21 protein-coding genes are annotated in these 23,974 nt (G+C 48.6%); 6 read left to right on the plus strand and 15 right to left on the minus strand.

Annotated features, from left to right (window positions below):
- Positions 1-70: 70 nt before the first annotated feature.
- Positions 71-1,885: an Ig-like domain-containing protein gene (locus tag C2M34_RS14545; protein ID WP_199878806.1), complete on the plus strand. Its 1,815-nt coding sequence runs from the start codon at positions 71-73 to the stop codon at positions 1,883-1,885.
- A gap of 81 nt (positions 1,886-1,966) precedes the next feature.
- Here C2M34_RS14545 and C2M34_RS14550 read toward each other — a convergent pair whose 3' ends face one another.
- Positions 1,967-3,616 carry a hypothetical protein gene (locus C2M34_RS14550; protein WP_105259164.1) on the minus strand — a complete coding sequence of 550 codons (1,650 nt, stop codon included), beginning with the start codon at positions 3,614-3,616 and terminating at the stop codon, positions 1,967-1,969.
- Between the two features lie 605 nt (positions 3,617-4,221).
- Here C2M34_RS14550 and C2M34_RS14555 point away from each other — a divergent pair.
- On the plus strand, positions 4,222-5,433 hold the full coding sequence (locus C2M34_RS14555; RefSeq protein ID WP_105259303.1) for a cysteine desulfurase: 1,212 nt from the start codon (positions 4,222-4,224) through the stop codon (positions 5,431-5,433).
- Positions 5,433-5,846, plus strand: coding sequence for a SufE family protein (locus C2M34_RS14560; RefSeq protein ID WP_105199050.1), 414 nt, complete (start codon positions 5,433-5,435; stop codon positions 5,844-5,846). The genes C2M34_RS14555 and C2M34_RS14560 overlap by 1 nt, the downstream gene beginning before the upstream one ends.
- Positions 5,847-5,861: 15 nt before the next feature.
- Here the strand turns inward: C2M34_RS14560 and tcdA are convergent, their stop codons facing one another.
- Genes tcdA through C2M34_RS14595 form a run of 7 tightly spaced genes read right to left on the minus strand, consistent with a single transcriptional unit; the run spans position 5,862 to position 13,071 of the window.
- A complete protein-coding gene (gene tcdA, locus C2M34_RS14565; RefSeq protein WP_105199051.1) occupies positions 5,862-6,659 on the minus strand; it encodes a tRNA cyclic N6-threonylcarbamoyladenosine(37) synthase TcdA in 798 nt (265 codons plus the stop codon).
- A 4-nt stretch (positions 6,660-6,663) separates the two neighbouring features.
- The gene (locus C2M34_RS14570) at positions 6,664-7,329 is read right to left on the minus strand and encodes a TIGR01621 family pseudouridine synthase (protein WP_105259165.1); all 666 of its coding nucleotides are present in this window, start codon (positions 7,327-7,329) and stop codon (positions 6,664-6,666) included.
- On the minus strand, positions 7,326-8,075 hold the full coding sequence (gene kdsB, locus C2M34_RS14575) for a 3-deoxy-manno-octulosonate cytidylyltransferase (RefSeq protein WP_105259166.1): 750 nt from the start codon (positions 8,073-8,075) through the stop codon (positions 7,326-7,328). Before kdsB ends, C2M34_RS14570 begins: the two co-directional genes overlap by 4 nt.
- Positions 8,063-8,260, minus strand: a complete 198-nt coding sequence (locus C2M34_RS14580; RefSeq protein ID WP_105199054.1) for a Trm112 family protein — start codon at positions 8,258-8,260, stop codon at positions 8,063-8,065. Before C2M34_RS14580 ends, kdsB begins: the two co-directional genes overlap by 13 nt.
- Before the next feature lies 1 nt (position 8,261).
- Positions 8,262-9,278 (minus strand): tetraacyldisaccharide 4'-kinase, encoded by a 1,017-nt coding sequence (gene lpxK / locus C2M34_RS14585; RefSeq protein ID WP_105259167.1) that lies wholly within the window; start codon positions 9,276-9,278, stop codon positions 8,262-8,264.
- The gene (msbA, locus tag C2M34_RS14590) at positions 9,278-11,020 is read right to left on the minus strand and encodes a lipid A export permease/ATP-binding protein MsbA (protein ID WP_105199105.1); all 1,743 of its coding nucleotides are present in this window, start codon (positions 11,018-11,020) and stop codon (positions 9,278-9,280) included. Before msbA ends, lpxK begins: the two co-directional genes overlap by 1 nt.
- 59 nt (positions 11,021-11,079) lie before the next feature.
- Positions 11,080-13,071: a DNA internalization-related competence protein ComEC/Rec2 gene (locus C2M34_RS14595; RefSeq protein WP_158681457.1), complete on the minus strand. Its 1,992-nt coding sequence runs from the start codon at positions 13,069-13,071 to the stop codon at positions 11,080-11,082.
- Positions 13,072-13,332: 261 nt separating this feature from the next.
- Here C2M34_RS14595 and C2M34_RS14600 point away from each other — a divergent pair, with 261 nt between their 5' ends.
- The gene (locus tag C2M34_RS14600; RefSeq protein WP_105199057.1) at positions 13,333-13,836 is read left to right on the plus strand and encodes a DUF2062 domain-containing protein; all 504 of its coding nucleotides are present in this window, start codon (positions 13,333-13,335) and stop codon (positions 13,834-13,836) included.
- A 64-nt stretch (positions 13,837-13,900) separates the two neighbouring features.
- On the opposite strand, the gene C2M34_RS14605 is transcribed toward C2M34_RS14600, so the two are convergent.
- The 6 genes from C2M34_RS14605 to C2M34_RS14630 form a co-directional block, all read right to left on the minus strand.
- Complete coding sequence (locus C2M34_RS14605; RefSeq protein WP_105199106.1) at positions 13,901-14,518, minus strand: FKBP-type peptidyl-prolyl cis-trans isomerase; 618 nt, start codon at positions 14,516-14,518, stop codon at positions 13,901-13,903.
- Between the two features lie 95 nt (positions 14,519-14,613).
- Positions 14,614-14,976, minus strand: coding sequence for a hypothetical protein (locus C2M34_RS14610; RefSeq protein WP_105259169.1), 363 nt, complete (start codon positions 14,974-14,976; stop codon positions 14,614-14,616).
- A gap of 183 nt (positions 14,977-15,159) precedes the next feature.
- Complete coding sequence (locus tag C2M34_RS14615; protein WP_105199059.1) at positions 15,160-15,537, minus strand: hypothetical protein; 378 nt, start codon at positions 15,535-15,537, stop codon at positions 15,160-15,162.
- 189 nt (positions 15,538-15,726) lie between these two features.
- Positions 15,727-16,278, minus strand: coding sequence for an NAD(P)H nitroreductase (locus C2M34_RS14620; protein WP_105199060.1), 552 nt, complete (start codon positions 16,276-16,278; stop codon positions 15,727-15,729).
- 87 nt (positions 16,279-16,365) lie between these two features.
- On the minus strand, positions 16,366-17,055 hold the full coding sequence (locus tag C2M34_RS14625; protein ID WP_105215845.1) for an HvfX family Cu-binding RiPP maturation protein: 690 nt from the start codon (positions 17,053-17,055) through the stop codon (positions 16,366-16,368).
- 141 nt (positions 17,056-17,196) lie between these two features.
- Positions 17,197-19,167 carry an NADPH-dependent 2,4-dienoyl-CoA reductase gene (locus tag C2M34_RS14630; RefSeq protein ID WP_105259170.1) on the minus strand — a complete coding sequence of 657 codons (1,971 nt, stop codon included), beginning with the start codon at positions 19,165-19,167 and terminating at the stop codon, positions 17,197-17,199.
- Between the two features lie 209 nt (positions 19,168-19,376).
- On the opposite strand from C2M34_RS14630, the gene sppA reads away from it, so the two are divergent.
- The gene (gene sppA / locus C2M34_RS14635) at positions 19,377-21,242 is read left to right on the plus strand and encodes a signal peptide peptidase SppA (protein WP_105259171.1); all 1,866 of its coding nucleotides are present in this window, start codon (positions 19,377-19,379) and stop codon (positions 21,240-21,242) included.
- Positions 21,243-21,327: 85 nt separating this feature from the next.
- Positions 21,328-22,338 (plus strand): asparaginase, encoded by a 1,011-nt coding sequence (ansA, locus tag C2M34_RS14640; RefSeq protein WP_105215841.1) that lies wholly within the window; start codon positions 21,328-21,330, stop codon positions 22,336-22,338.
- Between the two features lie 71 nt (positions 22,339-22,409).
- Here the strand turns inward: ansA and gndA are convergent, their stop codons facing one another.
- Positions 22,410-23,783, minus strand: a complete 1,374-nt coding sequence (gndA, locus tag C2M34_RS14645; protein WP_105259172.1) for an NADP-dependent phosphogluconate dehydrogenase — start codon at positions 23,781-23,783, stop codon at positions 22,410-22,412.
- Positions 23,784-23,974 lie beyond the last annotated feature (191 nt).

Below are 23,974 nucleotides of genomic sequence, written 5' to 3' on the forward strand. Positions count from 1 at the left end.
CGTTTTCATGCACGAACACTTTAATCGCTTTGTTGCGCTGTATCGCTGAGCTTTTTTGATGTAGGTAAACATGAAACAATCTTCCAATAAGCTAAAAGCATTTCTCCCTGCGCTTAACGATGGGGGTAAAGCCATTGCCAAGTATCTTCTTCCAAGCGTTATGGCTCTATCCGGTGTGGCTTACTCCGCTTCTACCCTAGCCTCTACAACCGGTGAACAAAAAACCCTGGTCCTTATGGTTAATTTCCAGGAAAACCCAACCGAGCAGGCTATGACCAACGCAGAGGCCCGTGAACTGATGTTCGGTACCATCAATGACTACTACAAAGCAAATTCATATAATCAAATTTGGTTTACCGGTGAGGTAGTTGGCCCATTTACTGTACCCCTATCCAATCAAGAGTGTAATATCGCGTTCACCCTAGAAGACGAAGCCAAAAAACAAGCTCAGGCCTCGGGCATAGTACTTGATGACTATACTCGCTTTGTCTTTCTCACGACAGGTGATGGTTGTTCATCAAATGGGTCGGCTACTACTTCAAGTATCCCTTCCAGGGTTATTATTAACGGCCTTAAAGAGCCTAGAGTATTGGCTCACGAGCTTGGCCATAATCTTGGTCTACTGCATGCTAACGCCTTAGATTGCAGTGAAGGCGTGTTTGGGGGTACCTGCCGTACTATCGAATATGGCGATAGCTATGACACCATGGGCAGCTATGACATGGGTTACTTTAATACCTTTCAGAAGGAACGCTTAGGCTGGATGGCAGCCTCGGTTGCACCAGAAGTTACTTTGGCACAGCGCAGCGGTACCTATACCTTAGGCGCCTATGAAGAAAATAATGGCCAACCGGTTGCGATCAAGATTCCACGAGGTCTCGATGAAAATGGCAAGCAGCGCTGGCTCTATATTGAGTATCGCCAAGCTATCGCCCATGATGGATTCTTGGCTGATCGCTCCTATAAGGTCTTTCGCGAAGATGTCACCGCAGGCATCGTGATTCGCCAGGCAACCGAGGGGGATGCCCGCAGCAGCCAGCTCCTGCATATGAAGCCTGGTTCATACTATGAAGAAAATTTTGGTTTTAAAGATTGGCGGGATCCAACCCTTCCCGTCGGTGCCACATTTACCGATCCAGAATCGGGTGCAACAATCAGCTTGGTGAGTGCAGAAAGTGGAAACGCAGAAGTAAGCATCGCCTTTGGTCAAACAAGCTGTGCAGAGCAAGCACCTAGCCTTTCTGCCACGCCGCTATCGGCTACTGAAGTCAGTGCTGGTGATCAGGTTAGCTACAAGGTGAGCGTAACCAACCGAGATTCAGCCAGCTGCGCCGCTTCCACAGTGGACGTGCAAGCCTTATTGCCCCAGGGCTGGTATGCCAATAGTGAGCTGGTATCTCTTGCACCAGGTGAGTCAGTAAACGTTACCATAAGCGTGACCTCGGCTGTTGATGCTTCTGCCGACACCTATTCGCTAACAATTAATGCAAGCAATAGCGAACAAATTGCAAGTACACAGGTTTCTTACACAGTTACCGATACATCTGGCGAAACTCCTGTATCTCCTGAGCTAAATGCGCTTGATGACCAAGTAACCCTCACCAGTGTGGGTTCAATCATCATAGATGTGATGGCCAACGACACGTTATCAGAACCTGACAAGGTGCGTCTAATTTCGGCTGGTGGCGCAAGCAAAGGCAGTGTCGAATTATTGTCGGATGGAGCCGTACGCTACACCCCAGGGAAGCGCTTTAAAAACAGCGATAGCTTTAGCTATACCATTAGTGACGGCATCACCAGCGCAACGGCCAATGTTAGTATTGCACTGCAAAAAGGCGATACGGGTGGAGGGGCTACCAAGCCTGGCCGAGGTAAAAATAAATAAGAGAAAAAAAGCCTGGCGATTTTATCGCTAGGCTTTTAAGTTGAAACGATTTATCTCCTTAGTTTCCATCCCTGCTAGTTATCAGTCCCCCGCAGGAGGACAAATTGGACAGGTTGCCGATGCCTCCGCTTCTTCCGCACTTGCGCCTGTCAGCAACAATACCCCACCTGCAGTAGCGGTATCACTGAATGATTGATTAGTATCAAACGCTGTTGGAATATAACTACCATAGTAAGGTTTGCATTCATCTGGATCTAATGTGACACCGGTAAATACTTGGGTCATGGCTTCGTCCTGGTAAACCGTACCTTTGGAATCCGTTACAAAAACGTTTGTCAGCGTAAGTGGCGAACCTGACCCTGATTCAGAGTCGTTACAAACTTGACCCATAAACGAAACTTGAGCTATAACCCCAGCTTCGGTTTCAACAAAGCTGGATTCGCATTCTTTCGTCAAACTGATCTCAGGTGAAGCGTCAATTGGCCCGCAATCATCCTCTGCGGTGTCGCTAACCGTAAGCGCGCCGGTAGGCGTTGCCGAAGCATCAACTCTAACGCTGTTAGTAAGCCCATTTAAAGTGCTCGCAAAGGTTCCGTTGTACGGTGCGGTTTCACCCTTAGCCAAAGTTCCAATTTCATGTGTTTGATTGGGTGTCGCGGTTAAGTCGGTAACAACCACATTGTACAAGGTGCCATCACCGTCATTGGTAACCACACCACTATAGTCATAGGTATAACCATCTTCATTTTCATTAACTTGAGCATCACCGCAAACCTTAGTAATATCAATGCTACAAAGCTCAAAGTCACGCAACACCCAGTCTTTTAAGGTTGCGGTAAACTCACTGGATGAGCGGGTTTCAGCCATAAAGCTGCTAAAGCAGGTGTCGCCACCAACCAGTTGAGTTAGATTAATGCCACCTTCAAAAATGGACTCATAAGGAAACACATTTGGATCCGGATGGTTTTTAGACTGATACGGCCAAGGCGAATCCGTGGGGTCATATGCACCACCTTCGTCATTGGTGATAGCACAAACTAGGTCATCACTTTCTGAACCACAAATAGCCGCGCCTTTGTACAATAGCCTTAGGTTTTTGGCATCACATTCACCCACTGACGGGTTATTGTTTGCTGCCTTGCCACAGGTATCATCCCAGACATCCACCCTGATCTCCGGACTGGCGTTACTGGCTTGCGGGAAGTTTGTGAGTACCAAAACGTCGCCATTGGTATGTTCGCCCGCAAACGAACCATCTGGGTTGGCTTCAATATGTTTTTTAAAGAACCAGAACCCCATAAAGGCATCGCCTTTGTTTGAGATCCTGTCGGCACCAAAATAAACAATGGTATCGCCGGCCGCATTGTTATAGGCCGCCGCATAGGCATTGGTGATCTCATCTTTATCCGGTGAGCTACCTGACTTATGTCCCCACTCGCTGATATCCTGGATATCTTTACGGCCACCGGTAAATATCGACGTATCAACGCCACTCGCATTTGGCTCATCATTGACTATGCCGGTGAATGCATTGGGGTTACCACCGTTATTAAGCCCACCATTGTATAAGGTCTCCCAATCATACGGAGGGGCCAGCGCATCTTGAACCGCGTTACCCTCCAATTCAAATATTCCGTTATCATGCACCGCATACGCATGTGGGGAACACAAGGAGATAACCGCCCCGATACACAGAGACAGAGCTCCTTGTTTAAGATTTAGCATCTTCATTTGTACACTCCTCTCACATCGTTGACATAAACCCCACTCGTGCAATACCTTTTTACTAGCCTTAAAAATCAGCTATAAAGCGAGCAAGTATGTGGCTCACTGTGTAACGAGTGAGGTTGAGTACCCAAAGAAGCATAAAGCAAGCCAGAACCTAACTTATTGATTTCTATATATTTAAATTATGGCACTTGGGATAAAATAGAGGTAAATGTTACACTTTTGAGGAAGTGGCGAAAATACTCATTTATTTTTCATGCACTTGAAGTACGATCAGACGATCCTATCAAGTGTTACACTCTGTCCACCTAGCTTTGATGCTTGGATGTATGCGAGCTCCTTAATTCTCCTAATTCCCTTAACTGAACCGGCCGACAAACACATTAGCTAGGAGTTTAATTAAGGGCTAAATTCTATTAGAAACGCCGAGAATCTAAGTCAACTATGCGTGATTATGTAAGTCAGGATAATCGCTAAGCAATTGGCCATAATCCCGCATTATATTTGTAATAGGCCAGCTTTATGCTGGCCTTTTTATTTGCCATTTGTATGCAACTCTCTACAATATCGGCCATTGTTTTAGCGCCGCCTTCTTATTCAAAGCCAATATGTTTGATATCGATGCCATTCGTGGCGACTTCCCCGCTCTTATTCACCATCAACAGCAGGGAGTTGTCTATCTCGATTCTGCCGCCACCAGTCAAAAACCCCAGTGCGTGATAGATGCAATCTGTGATTTTTATGAAAATGGCAACGCAAATGTACATCGCGGCGCCCATAGGCTGAGTCAACTTGCTACAAAAAGCTACGAAGAGGCGCGCGAAAAGGCTGCAAAGTTTATCAATTGCCAGGCCAAAGAGCTGGTTTGGACCAAGGGGGCGACCGAGGCCATCAACCTTGTGGCCTATGGCCTGACTCATCTAATCAGCGAAAATGATGTGATCTTAATAAGCGAGCTTGAACACCACGCTAATATAGTGCCCTGGCAGCAATTAGCCAAACGCAGCGGTGCTAGCTTGCGCGCTATCCCCGTGGACAGCGAAGGGATCATAAATACCGAGTTGGCGCTTGAGCTGATAAATGAATTAAAACCCAAGGTCTTGGCTATCAGCCATGCCTCCAACGCATTAGGTAATATTCAACCTGTGCAAACACTTATCAAAGCGGCTAATGCACATAACGCCTTCACCTTGGTCGATGGCGCCCAATCCCTGCTGCACTTGCGCCCGGACGTAAAAGCCCTGGACTGTGACTTCTTTGTGTTTTCCGCCCATAAATGTCTAGGCCCTACCGGCCTTGGTGCCCTTTATGGCCGTTATCAGTGCCTGGAAGATCTGGATGTCTTTCAAACTGGGGGCGAGATGGTGACCAAGGTAAGCATAGAACAAACGCAATTTAACCCGCCGCCAAGCAAGTTTGAAACCGGCACGCCAAATATCGCCGGTGTACTGGGTTTTAGTGCCGCCATCGACTACCTCAATGGCCTTGAGACAGAGCAGCTACGAGAGCATGAGTTGCAGCTGTTTACCTATTTACGTGAGCAATTGGGGCAATTCTCTGAGGTACGTATCCTTGGCGATATGGATAACAACATAGGCACCATAAGTTTTGTAGTCGGCGGTGAGCACCCTTATGATTTAGCGACCTTGATGGATATGGAAGGCATTGCCCTGCGCCACGGCCATCATTGTGCGCAACCACTTATGTCGGCGCTCGGAGTTAACGGCACGGTGCGGGTAAGCCTGGCATTTTATAATAACAAGGCGGATGTCGACGCCTTTATTATGGCACTTACCAATACCTTGGAGATGATGGCCTGATGGTTGAGAATTTCAATGAATTAAAACAGCAGTTTATCGCTTTGGGTAGCTGGCAACAACGTTATCGCGAGTTGATGTTACTGGGTAAGGCCCTGCCCTTAATGGCCAATGAACTCAAGGTGGATGAAGCTAAAGTCGCCGGATGCGAAAGCAATGTATGGATGTATATCGATTTCACTCCACAAGAAGATCAGCTGCTGATCATTGCCGACTCAGACACCCGTATCGTTAAGGGGTTGCTGGCGGTGATCTTGCTTATGTACCGTAACAAGACCCCGGCTCAGGTTGTTGCCATTGATGCGGAAAAGGAATTTGATGAGCTAGGCTTACTAAAACACCTAAGCCCATCAAGAGGCAATGGCATACGCGCTATCGTGCAGCAAATTAACGCCTTCGCTGAGCAGCACCTTTAAGATACTTGGCCTTAGCTACAGCTTCTCCCGGCGGGCGCGCTTATCAAGGTATTTGCGCACCGCTTTCGCAGCGGCAAAAAAGCCGAAGGTGCCTGTGACCATGGTTGCCGAGCCAAAGCCGGTCGCACAGTCCATATTCATGCTTGAGTCCGCTCCTTGCTTGGCCTTACATACCTGGCCGTGACCATCGGGGTAAACCAGCTGCTCCGTTGAATAGATACAATCCACATCGAATTTGCGTTTGGGGTTGGAGCTGAAGTTGTATTGTTTACGCAGGATATAGCGCACTTTAGCCAATAAAGGGTCATGTGTGGTTTTTGCCACATCACCAAATTTTATCTCGCTTGGATCTGTCTGTCCGCCGGCGCCACCCGTGGTAATAATAGGCATCTTATTGCGCTTACAATGGGCGATCAGCGCCGCCTTTTCTTTTACCGCGTCTATGGCATCAATCACATAATCAAAACCTTGAATATGCTCGCGGTAATTATCCAGGGTGATAAAGTCATCGATAACATTGACTTGGATGTCTGGATTGATCAGCTCGCAACGGGCCTTCATGGCATCGACCTTAGCCTCACCCACACTGTTGCGATGGGCGTGTATTTGCCGGTTGGTGTTAGTCACACAAATATCGTCCAAGTCGATAAGGGTCAATTTGCCCACACCGGTACGTGCCAACGCTTCGGCGACCCAACTGCCTACGCCGCCTATGCCAATCACGCAAAAGTGCGCTTCACTTAACCATTGTAATTGCTGCTGACCATAAAGGCGGCCAATGCCACCATACCTGAGTTCGTAATCTTGCGTCATGTATCTACCATTCTAATTGCCACGGCTGCTCGGCGAATTCACGGGTAAGTGCGCTCAAATACTCGCTCAATTCACCCTCGCTCGGTGGCACAGAGAACTGAAAATTCTGTTGTTGATATTCAAATTGTAAGGCATAAGCATGCAAATAGGTGCGATCCGATGCCTGCCCGCCATAGAGCTTATCGCCAATAATGGGCGCCGAAAGCGATTTCATCGCCACCCTGAGTTGATGGGTTTTACCACTGTAAGGTTTAAGCACAAAGCCTCGCACCTTAGGTGCCAATGAGTAGGAATAAAACCGAGTAATAGCCGGGTTTTCCTGACTTTTTAATAGCTTAAAGGCACCGCGTCGCGCCTTGACCATATCACCCTTGATCCAGCCCTGCTTTTTCTTGGGCTTATCACTGGCCAGGGCCAGATAGAATTTATTCACTCGTCGCTCGGTAAAAAGCGTTGTAAAACGTGCTGCTGCCTCTGAGCTTGTGGGCAGTATTACCAGGCCGGAGGTCACCTTATCGAGGCGATGCACAGGAAATAGCTGCAGCCCACATTGCTCAGCGGCCAAAGCAACCAAGCCCGGGGTGTCATCTTCTGTGTGAAAATTCATCCCCGCAGGCTTGTTCACGACAATAAAGTCGCGCTCTTGGGCAAGCAGTTGCAATGGGCTCATTGTAAGGTCGCAATCACACGCGCTAAGTCATCAGGCGTATCGACACCCGCCGCCGGCACCACTTCGGCCTCGGCAATTTTAATGGTGTAGCCATGATACAAGACCCTAAGCTGCTCTAAAGACTCCAGCTTTTCCATGGGCGACGGCGTCAATTCAATGTACTTAGAAATAAAACCGGCGCGGTACGCATAAATACCAATGTGACGTTGCATATGGCTGAAGTCCAGCGCACACTGCTGCGCCAGCAAGGCATCGCGATGATATGGAATGGGTGCACGGGAGAAATACAAGGCATTATTGCTGGTATTACTGACCACCTTAACCGCATTAGGGTTTAATGCTTCTTCAGCATCAATGATGGGCGTTGACAGGGTTGCCATGGGCGCATCATTGCCATCAAGCAGTCGCGCCACTTGCGACACATTTTCTGGCGCCAACAGCGGCTCATCACCTTGTACGTTAACGACCAGGGTATCATCACTCAAGCCCAGCTTGGTAACGACTTCTGCCAGACGCTCGGTACCGGATTGATGGTCTTCACGGGTCATCACCACCTCGGCACCAAAGGCCAAACAGGCTTGCTCGACCTCAGGGTGATCGGTGGCAATATACACGGCACTGGCTCCCGATGTCTGAGCTCGTTCATAAACATGTTGAATCATCGGCTTACCGCAGATATCGGCAAGCGGCTTGGCCGGCAGCCGAGTAGAAGCATAGCGAGCTGGAATTATAACTACGAATTCCACTTCTCAACCTCTTCGCTGCTCAACTCCCTGGCTTCGTTCTCAAGCAGCACAGGAATATCGTCTCGTACCGGATAGGCAAGCTTGGCGGCGGTGCTGATCAGCTCCTGGTTTTCTTTATCATAGTGCAGCTTGCCCTTGGTAACCGGACAAGCAATGATTTCTAACAACTTGGTATCAAACGCCATGTTAAATGACCCCTTTACGTTTAAGTAGGCTGTGCAGTTGCTGCTCTAGGGCTTGATTGGCCTTAGCATCAACGCGTAAATAATAACATTGCCCATGGGCAAAGGCGCGACATTTTACCGCGTCCTTCTCGGTCATATAGACCGCACTGTGAGAGGGCAAATCCTCAGCTTGGTATTGATGATGGTCGCGAAAATGGCGTTTGTCGGTAAGCTCAACACCTAGCTGCGTCAAACTGCGCTCAAAGCGCTGCGGATTACCTATGGCGCTGACGGCTACACCGGATGCGAAAGGCGGCTCGATAGGAGTGTCATCGGCAACACTGAACATCCCGCTTGGTTGCAGCCGATATGCAGCATCAAGAGGCCCCGCTTCACCGTTGAAAATAACCAGGTTGACTGTTTTTAATCGCCACTTTCCTTCGCGCAGCGGTCCGGCAGGCATCAGCAAGCCGTTACCAAAACGACGCTCGGCGTCGACTATGCATAGTTCAATATCTCGCTCTAAAGCATAATGTTGCAAACCATCGTCGCTGATAATGATATCGATTTGATGTTCGGACATCAGTTTTTCAATGCTGGCGCGGCGGTCACCGCCAATCACTACTGGGCACCCGGTTCGCTGCGCCAATAGCACGGGCTCGTCGCCGCCTGTTTTAGTGTCGCACTGGCCGTCGACCATAAAGGGAGTGTAAGGAGGCTCGGCGCCATAGCCGCGAGAGATGATCCCCACTCGCTTGCCCTGCTTTTTTAGCAGCTCGGCAAGAAACAGGGTCATGGGCGTTTTACCATTGCCGCCCACACTGATATTACCGACCACGATCACGGGGACCGGTGCACGATAGGCTTTTTTAATCTTAAGACTAAATAACAAGCGATTAAACGCACTTAGCAACCAAAATAAGGCACTCAAAGGCAGCATAACTAGCACCAGCCAGTCGCCTTTGCGGTACCAGGCAAGCTCTAAACGCTGAGCAAATCCTTGAGGCTCGTTAGCCGATTGGTGATCCAATCCTGCCATTAATTTTCGCCCTGCTGCATTTTGGCCAGCGCCGCATAGGTGCCATCCTGAGTCAGTAATTCTTGATGCGTACCCTGCTCGATTATACGACCCTTATCAAGCACATAGATACAATCAACCTGCTCTATGGTAGATAAACGATGGGCAATAATAATGGCGGTTTTATCGCGCATTAGCGATTCCAGGGCATTTTGAATCAGCTTTTCCGATTCGGTATCGAGCGCCGAGGTGGCCTCATCGAGAATAAGAATAGGTGCATCTTTAACTATGGCGCGGGCTATGGCGATACGTTGACGCTGACCACCTGAGAGCATGACCCCATCCTCTCCAACCAGAGTATTTAACCCTTGCGGCAAGTCCTTCACAAACTCCCATACATGAGCCTTTTTCGCCACATCCATCAGCGCCTCATCACTCAGTGGCGTTTCCAGACCATACATAATGTTGTTGGCTATGGTGTCGTTAAAGAGCACCACCTGCTGAGACACTATGGCGAATTGTTGGCGCAAGCTGCGTAGCTTGTAATCACACAGGGGTATACCATCGAGCGTGATGGCGGAGCTTGGCTCAACATCATAGAAACGTGGCAACAGGCTCGACAAAGTCGATTTGCCCGAGCCCGAGCGCCCCACCAGCGCAATATTGGTACCGGGTTTAAGATCCAGATTAAGATTTTTGATAACCGGATCTAGGCTGCTTGGATATGCAAAGGACAAGTCCTTAATTTCGATATGGCCCTTGGCCTTGGCTATCTCCAAGGTACCATTGTCTTTTTCAATCTCGGTATCGAGCACGGCGAAAATACTTTGTGCCGCGGCAATACCACGCTGCAATTCACTGTTCACGTTGGAAAGCTGTTTAAGGGGACGAAGCATCAACATCATGGACGAGATAAGGGTAACAAAGGTGCCCGAGGTGATGCTGTCAATCATTCCAGGCATGGAAATCAACACCAGGATCACCGCCATGGATGATGCTGCAAGAATCTGGATAACCGACACGCTCAGTGCCTTGGTGGCATCCATTTTCACCCGTTGCAAACGGTTAATGTTATTAACGCGGCCAAAGCGTTCGGTTTCTTGCTGTTGGCCGTTAAAACCATGGATCACCTTATGCCCGGCAAGCATCTGCTCTGAGCAACGGGTCACATCACCCATGGCATTTTGAATATTGCGGGAAATTTTACGAAAGCGTTTTGACACCACAGCGACAATTACCGCCACTATAGGGGTGATCACCAAAAAGATAAGGCTTAGCTTCCAACTGGCGTTAAACATCACCATTAGCAGGAAAACCACATAAGCGCCTTCGCGTACCAGTACCAGAAGCGCCTTGGTAATGGCCTGTTGCACCTGCTCGGTATCAAAGGTGATTTTCGAGATCAGCTCGCCGTTAGAATGATTATCATGAAAGCTCACCGGCAGGTTGAGCATGTGTACAAACAAATCCTGGCGCAACGAGCGCACCACCTGAGAGCCCACATAGGCAAGGCAATAACTGGACACAAAGTTAAAGGTGCCACGGCCGATCACCAGCGCTATCACCACATAGGGCGCCCAACTTAGTACCGTGCTATTGCCCTCGGTAAGGCCTTCGTCAATAAAAGGCTGCATCAACCACACAAAGGTGGCATCCATGGCGGAATAACCAAGCATACCGATAATGGCGACAATGGCCGCAGACTTATAACTTTTAACGTAGCCTAAAAGGCGCTTATAGGTGTGGGTGGCGCTATGTTGCATAAGACTCTCAAATTCACGCATTAGCGGCTATTGTAGCTTTGCGCGGCGAAAAACAAAACTTAATCGGTGATAAACCAATAGTTTTTCTGCTCTTTTGCAGCCTCTACCTGTATTTTATCGCGATAAAACTGAACCCGAATTCCACCTTGAGTTTTAGTTTGCCATTGCCTCGCCCCCACCGTTTGATATCTGGCCAGTACCTTGGGGTGAGGCATTTGCCAATTTGTACGGGCGCTACTTGAATGGATCACCTCACTTGGTTTTAGGGCGTTTACAAAGGCCAGGCTTGAAGAGGTACGGCTGCCATGATGGGGGCTGACCAAGACATCCACCCTGGGCAGCGCGTTTAACGCCACCAATTTCGCCTCTTCTTTTATACCTATATCGCCAGTTAACAACACCCTATGTTTACCATCTGAAATAAGTAATACACAGGAGTTGGCATTGTCATTACTGCCTATGTACTTTGGCCACAATGGCGTTAACTCAAGGCCATGCCAATTAAAGGCTTGTTGACTACAGGTCCGCATGCCACCGGGATGAAACCGAACTAAGGTGCTCCCATAACCTGCACTGCGCCAAAACTTCAGGCCGCCAGCATGGTCGTTATCCCAGTGAGAAATAAGGGTCAGCTCAGGGCTTAGGTTTTCGCTTTGTATAAATGGCAACAGGGTATTATCGACTATGGAATATTGCCCAAAATAGCTGGCGCCTAGGTCGTAAACCAGAGCATGCTCCCCTCGCCTGAGCACTATGCTCAAACCATGGCCGACATCCAGCACATCCAGTTGCCAGCTCGGTGCCCGTACAAGCTCAATCAAAATAAAAGTACTTAACAGCACCAGGGTATATAAGGCAGGCCACCAGGTACGAAGCAGCAACACGGCTAAAATAGCCAGATAACAAGCCAGCACCACAACCTCAGGTAACTGAGTCCCAGGGAATTGAGAACCAGGCAGCCAAAACTGGCTGCTTAAAGGCAGTAAGTAAGCAATTCCAGCTCCGGCATACATATCGAAGAGCTCTAAGCCTGCCGTCAACCAAGGCGCAAAACCACTCAGGGCACTGATTATTAATAGCGGCAGCAAAATAAAGCTCACCAAGGGCACAAACAACAAATTAAATAGCGCTGCAGACCAAGAGAAGCCGCCAAATACCAATAAACTCAGCGGCGCCAAGCCCACACATAAACTCATCTGTACCCAGAGGTAGCGCACCAACCAATGACGCCCGGCGCTAAGTCTAAGGGCAACAAAAATAACCGCCACCGCAGAGAAGGAAAACCACATGCCCACATCCAACAGAGCAAAAGGATTTATCACCAGCACCAGGGTTAATGCCAGTAATAAACTAGGGCCGAGTCGATAGTGTAAGCGACTAAAATATAGGGCCACAAACAACGCCAACATCAACCAGGCGCGCTGAGCACTAATAGGCAGCTGGCACAGCAGCACAAATAGCGCACACAGGCATAAGGCCATAAGCGCGACAAGACCATTGATACTTTGGGCTTGGCGGAAAACACTCGTAAAGCAGCGGCCGAGTGCCCAAAGAGCCAGCTTAATTACATAAAAACAAAAGCCATAGAGCAGCGCTATATGCAAGCCGGATATAGCCAGCAAGTGAATGGTGCCGGTATCACGAAAAAGTTGCTTGTGTTGCTCAGGGATAGCGCTTCTATCGGCGCTCAGTAACGCCTTATATACGCCATAAAGCTGATAATCACCCAGATTTTTATCGAGCCAATGGCGGTAATGCTGGGCAAAGGTTGCTTGCGCCTCGCCAATATCTAAGGTCGCCGGTTTTGATGCCTGCAGATGCGGCCCATGCAAAAAGCCATATATGCGCGCATCGCGCACGGAAAAATTAACTCGCCACTGTTTAATCCGCACCCGAGTATGTGCTTTGATGGTCGCGCCTGGGTGTAGGCTGATATCAGCAGACAGCGGTACGTTGATAATAACCCGCTGATAAAAAGGTACTTTATACTCATCAATGCGAAGCAATTTTAGCGTGGCGAATTGGCTGCTTGGTAATTTACTGAGCGCCACTACCTGTCCTTCTATGTGCCTAACGCTATTATTAATTTCGGGTCCATGCCAATGATAAAACAGCTGAAAATAGGCTAAGGTATAAAGGAGAGCGAACAGGCAGGCTCGGGTCTGGCCGATAAAATAACCAGTTACTGTTCGAATAACTAGCAATATGGCTATTATTGTAAAAAGTACTGGCAGTGACGGGGTGAAAAGTGACAGAATACAGCCGAATGAAAACCCACTGCACAGCGCAATAGATGTACAGGGCCCCATCCGATGGCGAAGAAAACCATTCAACGGTTCTTACCCGATCATAATAAGATCAAGCAGCTTAAATCGCTTCGTATTTTTGGGCGGCTATTACACGATGCTAATCTCTGGCATCTAAATAGACGTTCGGCGCGTGGCGCCTTTTCCGTTGGCTTGTTTTTCGCGTTCATTCCAGTTCCCTTTCAAATGATTTTAGCCGCGGCCGTCGCCATTCCTCTGCGCGTTAATTTGCCGCTCTCCATCGCTTTGGTGTGGATCACTAACCCCTTAACCATGCCACCGATTTTTTACTGCTCCTATGTGGTGGGGACTTGGATCCTCGGTCACCCACAGCAGGAATTCTACTTTGAACCCAGTTGGCAATGGCTTAGTGACAGCCTGACGACAATAGGCCCGGCCTTCTTACTCGGCTCTGCCGTCTGTGGCGCCTTGGCTGCACTGATAGGGTTTATTTTAGTCGACTATTTATGGTGCCGCGGTGTGAAAAAGGCCTGGGAATCGCGCAAATAGCAAGTTGGGCTATTTACAGACATAAAAAAACCGCCCTTAGGCGGTTTTTTTAGCACACTTTAAATTAAAGAATATCAAGTAGTTCGATATCAAAAATAAGTGTTGAGTAAGGAGCAATGGCTGCACCGGCACCGCGCTCACCATAGGCAAGGTCGTGCGGGATGTATAGACGCCATTTTGAACCAGTAGGCATCATTTGTAATGCTTCAGTCCAACCTTTAATTACGCCACCTACTGGGAATTCAGCAGGTTGACCACGCTCGTATGAGCTGTCGAATACAGTGCCGTTTACCAGGGTACCGTGGTAATGAGTACGCACAGTAGACTCAGCAGTTGGCTTCTCACCAGAGCCCGCTTCGATAACTTCGAACTGTAGACCAGACTCGGTTACCGTTACTTCAGCGCGCTTAGCGTTTTCAGCAAGGAAAGCTTCGCCTTCAGCGGCAAGTACTTTCGCTTCTTCTTCACGACGGGCTTGAATTTCAGCGTTAATTTTTTCGAATGCAGCTTGAATCTCAGGGATCTCAACTTGGAAGCTCTCACCTGTGTAAGCATCTTTCATGCCTTCGAAAACAGAGTTCAGGTTAAGACCTTCGAAAGGGTTTGCTTTAAGTTGCTCGCCCATTTGCAGACCAATACCATAGCTGGCTTTATCCGCATGAGTAGTAAATTTATCAGACATAAAATCGTCCATCTTTTTGAAAATATAAAATTCGCGCACAGGGTAACATACTCAAGGCGCAACGTCAGGCTTAGGCCTAAAAACCACGGTGATCGCTATTTGTTTGCCGATATATTGGCCATTTTCTTAGCCACAAATGGCCAAGCCCAGGTAAAGACCAATAAGGAAACGATTAAATAAGCCCACAGCCAAGACGGCATATCAATAAACCAAGGCCATAAAATAACGCCACAGCCGATCACCCCCAAGCAACCTACTAATAATGCGCATAAGGTGGAAAGTTGTGCTTCATACTTAACTATCAGGTGTGCAACCAGGGCGTTGAAGACGGCGAAACTTGCCAATTGCGCGAGCATACCCAGATGTGCGTCAACAAGTAACTTATTAACCACATCCAGACCCATGGCGTAAAAGAAGGCTAGTGCCAGCCAAAAGAAAATGCGCATTGGTGCTGCCATTTTGTACACTCCATCAAGTTTAGAATCGCAAAGCTATTACGAAAAAACCGCCAATTGAGACGGTCTTTGAATTCAAGGGCGCAAAGGCAGGCTTTATCATCGCTTTGTGACCCTTTTGATGTCGCGCATACTAAAGACTCATAAACGGAAAGTAAAGCTAGGCTCGACGTCGCGAGCCCCACCCTAGTAATACTGTTTTGGACGCTTAGCGATAAGTGCACACACTACACAGCCAATGAGGGCGATCAGCGCAAAAAGCACGCTTTGCATAATAAGCTCCCCTCTTTGCTGTTTAGTGGCAGGTATGATCAGCAAGGTTAAAGCCGGCAGCACGCTAACAAACAACACATAGGCGGTGACCTTGAGGGCACGTAGAAAGTCATAGCGTTTGCTGTAGAGCATCCAGCTCGATACCAAGATGACCACGCACATGGCGGCAAGGGTAATGTAAAGTGGTGCCTTAGTGGCCATGGCCACATAAGTGGTCAGCATAGCGCCTACTATTCCCCAAAATGACCACAATCCCCAACGCTCTTTTTCTCTTAAGAATAAGTTACCCATTGACTCTTATCTTCTTATTATTTTTGTTAGTTACAATTTTGTACAATTCTTAGCCTAACAAAAAATATCGGTTTAAAAAACCACACAAAGTGATTAATTAAGCAAAAAAAAGCAGTATAAATGAATAAAGATTAATCTAAGATGACGACGCCCCTAATCGGGCGATTAAATGCGCCGTTTTAAGTCAGATTAGATACCGTAAGAAAAGAAGTCGGCCACCTGATGACGTCGCTTTTTCGGACAATCTAAGGTGGGCGTGCCCAGATATAAATAGCCGATTATTTCGTCCTCGCTGCTCAGTCCCAGTTCGCTCTTAACCATGGGCGATTGGGCAAAAGCACCGGTTCGCCAAATACCCGATAGACCCTGAGCGAATGCCGCCTGTTGCATGGCAAAGGTCGCGCATGAGGCGCTGGCTATTTGTTCCACCCTTGGCACCTTGTCGTGTGGGGTGTATTTCATAATGCAGACGATCACCATGGGCGCCCTGTCCACTAAACTGGCTGCACGCTCTATGGCGCGCTCGCCCATGTCTTCGGCTACCGCAGCCTTGGCAAAAATGCTGCCAAGCGCGTCGCGCTGTTCATCTTCTAAAACAATAAACTGCCAGGGAGCAAGATTGGCATGATCCGGCACTCTCAGTGCCGCTTGTTGGATCAGCTCCATCTGCTTTGGTGATGGACCAGGATAAGATAATTGGCTATCGGATTGGCGATTTAATAACAGCTCGGTTGCATTCATTATGGGGGATTCTTTCTCTTAAGTACTTGAGCCTAAGGCTACCATAGTCGCCCTAGGCTGATAAGGGAAAAGCCGCCTAAGCAGGTATTATGTGCGCCTGCGTCGCGGCGCAAGATAATAATCCAAACTTACATAACGCCCACCGCCGACAAAAAATAGTGATAGCAACATAACAAAATAAATGGCAGCAAACTCAATACCATTATTGAGGATCACAATATTACCGCGTTCATAGACATAACCGGGTTGCCCGTGTTCAGCCACAATCGTTTTTATCACTTCTAAACGCATTTTAGCCGCCGCAGAATTCTCCAGGCTTTGCTTGGCCGCTTCTATACCGGCCCAGTCTAGGACCTGTGCCGGACTGGTTTGTGTATCCGTAGGAGTGATGGCAAACCAGCCGTTATCCCAATGCACCATAGTGGCCGCCACCACCATGGTGATCATCAAGGGAATGGCCACCAAACGCGTAAACAAGCCGATAAGCAATAACCAGCCTCCGGCAAATTCGGCCCAACCGGCTAATAAGGCAAGCACATCGGCAAAGGGTAAACCTAATCCCCAATCACTGTTGCCAAACCAGGCCACCACATTCGGGTCTGCCAGCAGGCGTTGCGACCAGGGCAAATCACTGTTGCCGAGATTCAATTTAGTATACCCGGCGATGATCATCACCGGCGCCAAAATTAATCGCATTAACAAGGGCGCTAAGCCATCAAATGCCTGTAATGGCCCTAATGATTCATCCTTAGGTGTAGGGGCAACGCGAGTCTGCATGGTGAAACCTTTTATGCTAATAAAGTGTTAATGATATAGCACAAAGACCCGCATTCCCCTGCTTTTATTACAAAAAATATTTAAGACATAAAAAATGCCGCAACTAGGCGGCATCGATAAAAAGCTGTGTAAGCGAGTAAATTAAATCTCGCGTGCCACCATAAGGGCTTCCTTAATGGCACGCTTAGCATCAATTTCTGCCGCCAGCTTGGCGCCGCCAATGACGTGCACCTCGGCTTTCCCAGCCCCTTGTTCGGCCTGTTTAAGCTCGGTGTCGTTCGAGGTTTGGCCAATACAGCCGATCACTGTATCTACATCCAACACCCGGGCTTCACCGGCTACACTGATATGCAGGCCCTGAGCATCAAAACGCTCGTATTGGCAATCGGCGATTTGCTCGACGCCATGCATCTTGGCCACCTGACGATGGATCCAGCCGGTAGTTTTACCTAAGCCGGCACCGAAACGTCCACTGCTGCGTTTTAGCATGTAAAGTTTCTTATCACTCTTATGCAACTCAACCGGCTGCTCTATGCCCCATTGCGCCTTAAAGTTGGCGATACTCTGATGATGCTCTTCAGTTAAGAACGCCACCATGTCGAAGCCGATACCGCCAGCACCCAAAATAGCAATACGAGAGCCCAGCTCTACGTCACCACGGATCACCTCGTCATAGCTATAAACCCTTCTACCATCTTCACAGCTGAAACTGGCTTTACGAGGCGATACACCACAGGCAAAGACGATATCGTCGTAATCATTTTGCATTGAGGCGTCATAGGCGGTGTTCATATGTAGCTTCACGCCCTGACGTACAACTTCTTCGCTGAAATATTTAAGCGCTAACTGGAAGTCTTCTTTTCCGGGAATACGCATGGCCAGGTTAAACTGACCGCCCAGAGTATCTGAGCGCTCGATAAGGGTGACCTGATGGCCGCGCTGGCGCAAATAAATACTGGCAGCCAGACCTGCAGGACCGGCACCAACGACAAGCACATTTTTACTCTTTTGGGCCTTTTCAATGGCTAAATCTAGCTCAAACGCCGCTAAAGGGTTCACCAAACAGGTGGCGCGCTGGCCTTTAAACACATGGTCTAAACAGCCCTGATTACAGCCGATACAGATGTTAATCTGCTCGCTACGCTGCTGCGCATACTTATTGAAAAGCTCCGGATCTGCCAATAAAGGACGGGCCATGGAGATCATATCTGCCTGACCGGCTTTTAGGATCTCATTGGCTATCTCTGGGGTGTTAATACGGTTAACAGCGATCACAGGTTTTTCGGTAGCCGCTTTTAAACGCTGTGAGGCTTCTCGAAAGGCCCCAGGTGGTACCATGGAAGCTATGGTCGGTACCCTGGCCTCATGCCAACCAATACCTGTATTAAAGATATCAACACCGGCCGCAGCCAATACCTTGGCCTGCTCGGTGACTTCCTCGGCAGTTGAACCGTTAGGAATAAGGTCCATAACCGACAAACGAAAAACGATAATAAATTCATCGCTCACCTGAGCGCGCACCGCCTCGACTATTTCCTTGGCAAAACGCATACGACCTGTGTTATCGCCGCCATATTCGTCAGTGCGTTTATTGGTATGAGGCGCCATAAACTCATTGATCAGATAGCCCTCTGAACCCATGATCTCAACGCCATCATATCCTGCCTGCTGTGCCAAACGGGCGCTGTTGGCAAAATCTTTAATGGTGCTTTTGATCATGCCCTTGGTCATGGCTTTAGGGGCATAAGGCGTAATAGGTGACTTAATGGCACTGGGGGCACAGTTAAAAGGGTGATAGCCATAACGCCCGGCATGGAGCAGTTGCAAGCAGATTTTACCGCCGTGTTTGTGCACCGCCTCGGTGTATATCTTATGCTTAAGCACATCAAACAAGGTATTAAAGGATGAGGATATGGGCGTCAGCTTGCCGCGAATATTAGGGCTATAGCCGCCGGTAATAATCAGGCCAACTCCACCTTTAGCACGCTCTTCATAAAACGCCGCCAGACGCTTACGGTTATGCCACCCTTCTTCTAAACCTGTGTGCATTGAGCCCATTACCAGGCGATTTCGTATTTGCCCATGCGCTAATTCTAATGCTTGTTCTAGCATGGCTATCCTCTCTAACTAGTCTGGTCATACCTGTTTGAGAGTAGCGATTTTTAACTTCAGCGGCAAGTAGATTCGACAGCGCCCTTGGTGAAAGCAAGGGTAACTGTAAACACTTAGTTACTTTTTTCTGTTTAAAATTTTGAAGTCTTTGGGCTAATATGGAAGTCTAAACTAGGTGTAGAGCAGATTTTAATATTAAGGATCTGATTTTGATTAAAAAAGTAGTAAAAGCCACTTGGGATGGAATTAACTTTTCCCGCCGTCTGGTGGTCAACCTCATCTTTATAGCATTGGTTATCATAGTGATCGCCTCAATTACCAGCGACGATGGCGAGATCAAGGTTCCTCAGGGCGCTGTGCTTAACCTGAACCTGAACGGCTACCTGGTCGAACAAAAACGCTATGTAGACCCACTCGATGCTGCCCTAGCCCAATCCATGGGTGCACAAGATGAGCCGGCTGAAATCCTGGTTGATGATGTGGTTGATGTGATCAACAAGGCCGCTAACGACGAGCGCATTGAAGCCATGCTATTGAACGTGCAAAACCTAGGTGGCGCTCATATCAATAAGCTAGCGGCCATTGCCAAAGCCATTGAAGCTTTTAAAGCTCAGGGCAAACCGGTTATCGCCACAGGCTACTATTACACCCAGAGCCAGTATTATCTTGCCGCCCACGCCGATGAAATTAACCTACACCCATACGGCGGCGTGTCTATCGAAGGCTTTGGTGTCTACCCTGTTTACTTTAAGGAAGCGCTGGACAAGCTGAAGATCACTCAGCACGTATTCCGCGTGGGTACCTTTAAGTCGGCGGTAGAGCCGCTGATCCGTAACGATATGTCGCAAGCGGCCAAGGAAGCGAACAAAGAATGGTTGTCACACCTTTGGCAGCAATATAAAGACGAGATCGCGACCCTGCGTGGTTTTGAGCAAACCAACTTTGATGAAAGCCTGGACACTTACCTTGCCAAACTTGAGAAAGTAGACGGCAACGGTGCCAAGTACGCGCTGCAAAACGGTTGGGTCGACGCGCTTAAAAACAATCAGGAGCTACGCCAACAGATGATCGACTTGGTTGGTCTTGATGAAAAAGGTAAGAGCTTCCGTCAAATCGGCTTCAACGATTACCTGGCTACCTTTAAGATGCCAATTGCAGTGGATAACCCATTGACTGAAAAAGTGGCGGTTATTGTGGCTAAAGGCACCATAGTCGACGGTCACCGTAAGGCCGGTGAAATCGGCGGTGACAGTACAGCTGCCCTACTACGTGAAGCTCGTAATAATGATCGCGTTAAGGCCGTAGTTCTTCGTATCGACTCCGGCGGCGGCAGCATGTTTGCATCTGAGCTAATTCGCCGTGAAGTTATCGCCCTTAAAGAAGCGGGCAAGCCAGTGGTTGCCTCCATGGGCTCGGTGGCTGCCTCAGGTGGTTATTGGATAGCCAGTGCCGCCAATGAAATTTGGGCAGCGCCAAGCACTATTACCGGCTCTATCGGCGTATTCGGCACCATAATGACCTTTGAGAAAAGCGCTGCAAAACTAGGTGTTTACTCGGATGGTGTTGGCACCACAGAGCTAAAAGGCTCATCGGTATTGCTTGGCCTAGACGATAAACTGGCACAAGCCATTCAAATGAGTGTGGAAAATGCCTACTCTCGCTTCTTAGAAGTAGTGTCAGAGTCTCGCGGTCTATCTCTTGAAGAAGTAGATAAAATCGCTCAGGGCCGTGTTTGGATTGCCACTCAGGCACAACAACTGGGTTTGGTTGACCAACTTGGCGACAAGCAGGCCGCCATTAGCGCCGCCGCTAAACTGGCAAGTCTGAAGCACTATGATGTGCAACTTATCGAGCAGCCGTTATCGCCACAGGATATTTTCATTCAAAACCTGTTTGGTAATGCCGCGGTGCAGTCATTGGTTGCTAAGCAAGCACCGCAAAGTGCCAGCGTAGGTGCGGCCATGCAGTTCGATAATTTTGTTGAACAGATTGAACAACAAGTGAACTCGCTTAAAGCCTTCAATGATCCTGAAGGTATCTACGCCCGCTGCTTGGTATGTACCGTAACGAATTAATTTTCGTAAATAAATCCTGGCGCCACATTTAGTCACGGCGCTACAGCATGTATACTTAGCCCGATAGCATTTATCGGGCTTTTTTATGAAACGTAAACGTATTTATATCGCCTACACCGGCGGTACCATAGGTATGAAGAAATCAAGCCAGGGTTTTATTCCCGCCGCTGGCTACCTGACCGAAACGGTTAAAAACAGTGCTGAATTTAACCGCGATGAAATGCCGCTGTTTGATATCGAAGAATATTGCCCCCTTATCGACTCTTCCGATATGTCACCTGCCCATTGGCAGATGATAGCCGACGATATTCAGGCCAAATACCATGACTATGATGGTTTTGTGGTATTGCACGGCACAGATACCATGGCCTACACGGCCTCGGCGCTGTCGTTTATGTTTGAAAACCTGACCAAACCTGTGATAGTTACTGGCTCGCAAATCCCCTTGTCACAACTGCGCTCCGACGGCCAGGTTAACCTGTTAAACGCCATGTATCTGGCGGCGAATTATCCCATTGCCGAGGTGAGCCTCTTCTTTAACAATCAGCTTTTCCGCGGCAATCGGGCAACCAAGATACATGCCGATGGCTTTAATGCCTTCGACTCCCCTAATATGGCGCCCTTAGCCAAAGCCGGTATTAATATTCGCCTGATTGAAGGCCAGCTCAGCCCCTATATCGACAATGAATTACAGGTCTCACGCATTACCCCACAAGCCATTGCCGTTTTGCACCTGTACCCTGGGATCAGCGCCGATGTGGTCGGCTCGATAATAAACGACGACATTAAGGCCCTTATCTTGTTGAGTTTTGGCGTCGGTAACGCACCGCAAAACCATGAGTTCTTAGAGCTTTTGGCCAATGCCAACGAACGTGGCATAGTCGTTATCAACCTTACTCAATGCCTGCAAGGGCAAGTAAATATGGGCGGCTATGCCACCGGCAATGCATTGTTGAATGTCGGCGTGATCAGCGGCTTCGATATGACCTTGGAAGCCTGTTTAACCAAGCTGCATTATTTACTTAGCAAGCAGCTCTCGGCGCAAAGCATACGTCACTTAATGCAGGACAATTTGCGCGGCGAGTTAAGCCGTTAACTACAAATTTAAAGCATGAAAAAGCCCCGCAAATGCGGGGCTTTTTTTATATGTGCATGTAATCTTGGCGATTAACGAACCTTGGCATCAATCTCAACCAAGTCCGTCAGGTGACACACCTCACCGCTGTGGGTCTTAATGCCATGCTCACCAAAGTAGTCGCGTTGCGCCTGCACCAGGTGACCATTGCTCGGCGTGCTTAAGGTCGCCAAATAGTTTTGTGTGGCGCTCAGCACCGGGAATGCCAGACCTGTGCTCACCGCGGCACCGGTAATACGACGCAGCGCTTTAACTTGCGTATCCAGAGTATCGATAAACTCTACGCCCTGGGTAATTTGATCCAGATAATCGGCACGGATAATACAGCCAGCACGCCAGGTTTGCAGCGTTTTAGCCAGGTCTACCTTCCACTGATGGGCGCGCGATGCACCTTTGATCAGCGCCAGACCCTGGCGGTAACATAACAGGCTCGCCAGATGGAACGCATCTTTTAGCTCGTCCAAATCGATATCGAGGCGCTCGGTGGCCTTGGCGGCATAGGTCATTTCTTTTGCAGCATGGGTGTCACCTGTATTGGTAAGATGACGGGCTTGCACCGCGGCAACCAATGAAGGTACGGCAATGCCCAGTTCCAAGGCATTTTGCGCCGTCCACAGGCCGGTGCCCTTGGCGCCAACCTTATTGTCGATTAAATCAACCAGTGCCTTGCCGTCTGTGGTTTCAAGCTTAAGAATATGGCTGGAAATAGCCAGCAGATAACTATTCAGTTCACCCTCAGACCAGGTATCGAAAATCTCGGCGATTTGCTGTGGTGTTTTACCCGCACCCAAACGAAGTAATTGGTAAATCTCGGCAATTAACTGCATCAACGCATATTCGATGCCGTTATGTACCATTTTTACAAAGTGACCGCTGGCGGATTGGCCCACGCGAGCAAAACAAGACTCGCCATTATAGCTGGCCGCCACTTTTTCAAATGAAGACTCGATACGCTCCCAGCCGCCTTCTGAGCCACTGGCCATCATGGCTGGACCATGACGTGCGCCTTCAGCACCACCGGAAATACCCATGGTAGCGAATTCAAATTTGTTCTGGTATTTGAGCTTACGGGCAATGCCGTCTTTATAATTGCTGTTACCGCAGTCGACAATAATATCGTCCTTGCTCACACCCGCATCAACCAAGTCCTGACATACGCGATCAACCAGTTCACCGGCAGGAACCAATAAAAGGATAGAACGCGGCGCTTCTAAACGGCGCACCATATCATGAAGATCTGAGACTATATGCAAGCGCTCGGCCGTTCCTTGCGTTTTGGCGCAGCTGAGTAACTCTTCACCAGCGTCTGGATTTGTATCATAAGCAACGAGCGTGAGCCCTTTTTCGATTAAGTTCAAAGCAAGATTTTTGCCCATCACTCCCAGACCTACTAATGCTACTTGCATCGAGTTTCCTCCTCGGTATTAACGTGTGACTGGTTTAAAACACCCATGGGTGCAACAACATATTACTGTTAGCGTGAGAGCCTAACTCACTAATGGGATTAATAATTTTTATAGAGCCAGGCTCTAAATCTTTATTATTCTCCACTTAGCGTTTTGGTGCTCTGCACGCGGGTTGATCACCTTAAAAAATT

Source organism: Pseudoalteromonas sp. T1lg88 (assembly GCF_002964765.1).
Taxonomy (GTDB): domain Bacteria; phylum Pseudomonadota; class Gammaproteobacteria; order Enterobacterales; family Alteromonadaceae; genus Pseudoalteromonas.

Coding starts and splice junctions, on each gene's coding strand:
- C2M34_RS14545 (WP_199878806.1), top strand. CDS start 71: ATGAAACAATCTTCCAATAAGCTAAAAGCATTTCTCCCTGCGCTTAAC.
- C2M34_RS14550 (WP_105259164.1), bottom strand. CDS start 3,616: ATGAAGATGCTAAATCTTAAACAAGGAGCTCTGTCTCTGTGTATCGGG.
- C2M34_RS14555 (WP_105259303.1), top strand. CDS start 4,222: ATGTTTGATATCGATGCCATTCGTGGCGACTTCCCCGCTCTTATTCAC.
- C2M34_RS14560 (WP_105199050.1), top strand. CDS start 5,433: ATGGTTGAGAATTTCAATGAATTAAAACAGCAGTTTATCGCTTTGGGT.
- tcdA (WP_105199051.1), bottom strand. CDS start 6,659: ATGACGCAAGATTACGAACTCAGGTATGGTGGCATTGGCCGCCTTTAT.
- C2M34_RS14570 (WP_105259165.1), bottom strand. CDS start 7,329: ATGAGCCCATTGCAACTGCTTGCCCAAGAGCGCGACTTTATTGTCGTG.
- C2M34_RS14580 (WP_105199054.1), bottom strand. CDS start 8,260: ATGGCGTTTGATACCAAGTTGTTAGAAATCATTGCTTGTCCGGTTACC.
- lpxK (WP_105259167.1), bottom strand. CDS start 9,278: ATGGCAGGATTGGATCACCAATCGGCTAACGAGCCTCAAGGATTTGCT.
- msbA (WP_105199105.1), bottom strand. CDS start 11,020: ATGCAACATAGCGCCACCCACACCTATAAGCGCCTTTTAGGCTACGTT.
- C2M34_RS14600 (WP_105199057.1), top strand. CDS start 13,333: ATGGCGAAGAAAACCATTCAACGGTTCTTACCCGATCATAATAAGATC.
- C2M34_RS14605 (WP_105199106.1), bottom strand. CDS start 14,518: ATGTCTGATAAATTTACTACTCATGCGGATAAAGCCAGCTATGGTATT.
- C2M34_RS14610 (WP_105259169.1), bottom strand. CDS start 14,976: ATGGCAGCACCAATGCGCATTTTCTTTTGGCTGGCACTAGCCTTCTTT.
- C2M34_RS14615 (WP_105199059.1), bottom strand. CDS start 15,537: ATGGGTAACTTATTCTTAAGAGAAAAAGAGCGTTGGGGATTGTGGTCA.
- C2M34_RS14620 (WP_105199060.1), bottom strand. CDS start 16,278: ATGAATGCAACCGAGCTGTTATTAAATCGCCAATCCGATAGCCAATTA.
- C2M34_RS14625 (WP_105215845.1), bottom strand. CDS start 17,055: ATGCAGACTCGCGTTGCCCCTACACCTAAGGATGAATCATTAGGGCCA.
- C2M34_RS14630 (WP_105259170.1), bottom strand. CDS start 19,167: ATGCTAGAACAAGCATTAGAATTAGCGCATGGGCAAATACGAAATCGC.
- ansA (WP_105215841.1), top strand. CDS start 21,328: ATGAAACGTAAACGTATTTATATCGCCTACACCGGCGGTACCATAGGT.
- gndA (WP_105259172.1), bottom strand. CDS start 23,783: ATGCAAGTAGCATTAGTAGGTCTGGGAGTGATGGGCAAAAATCTTGCT.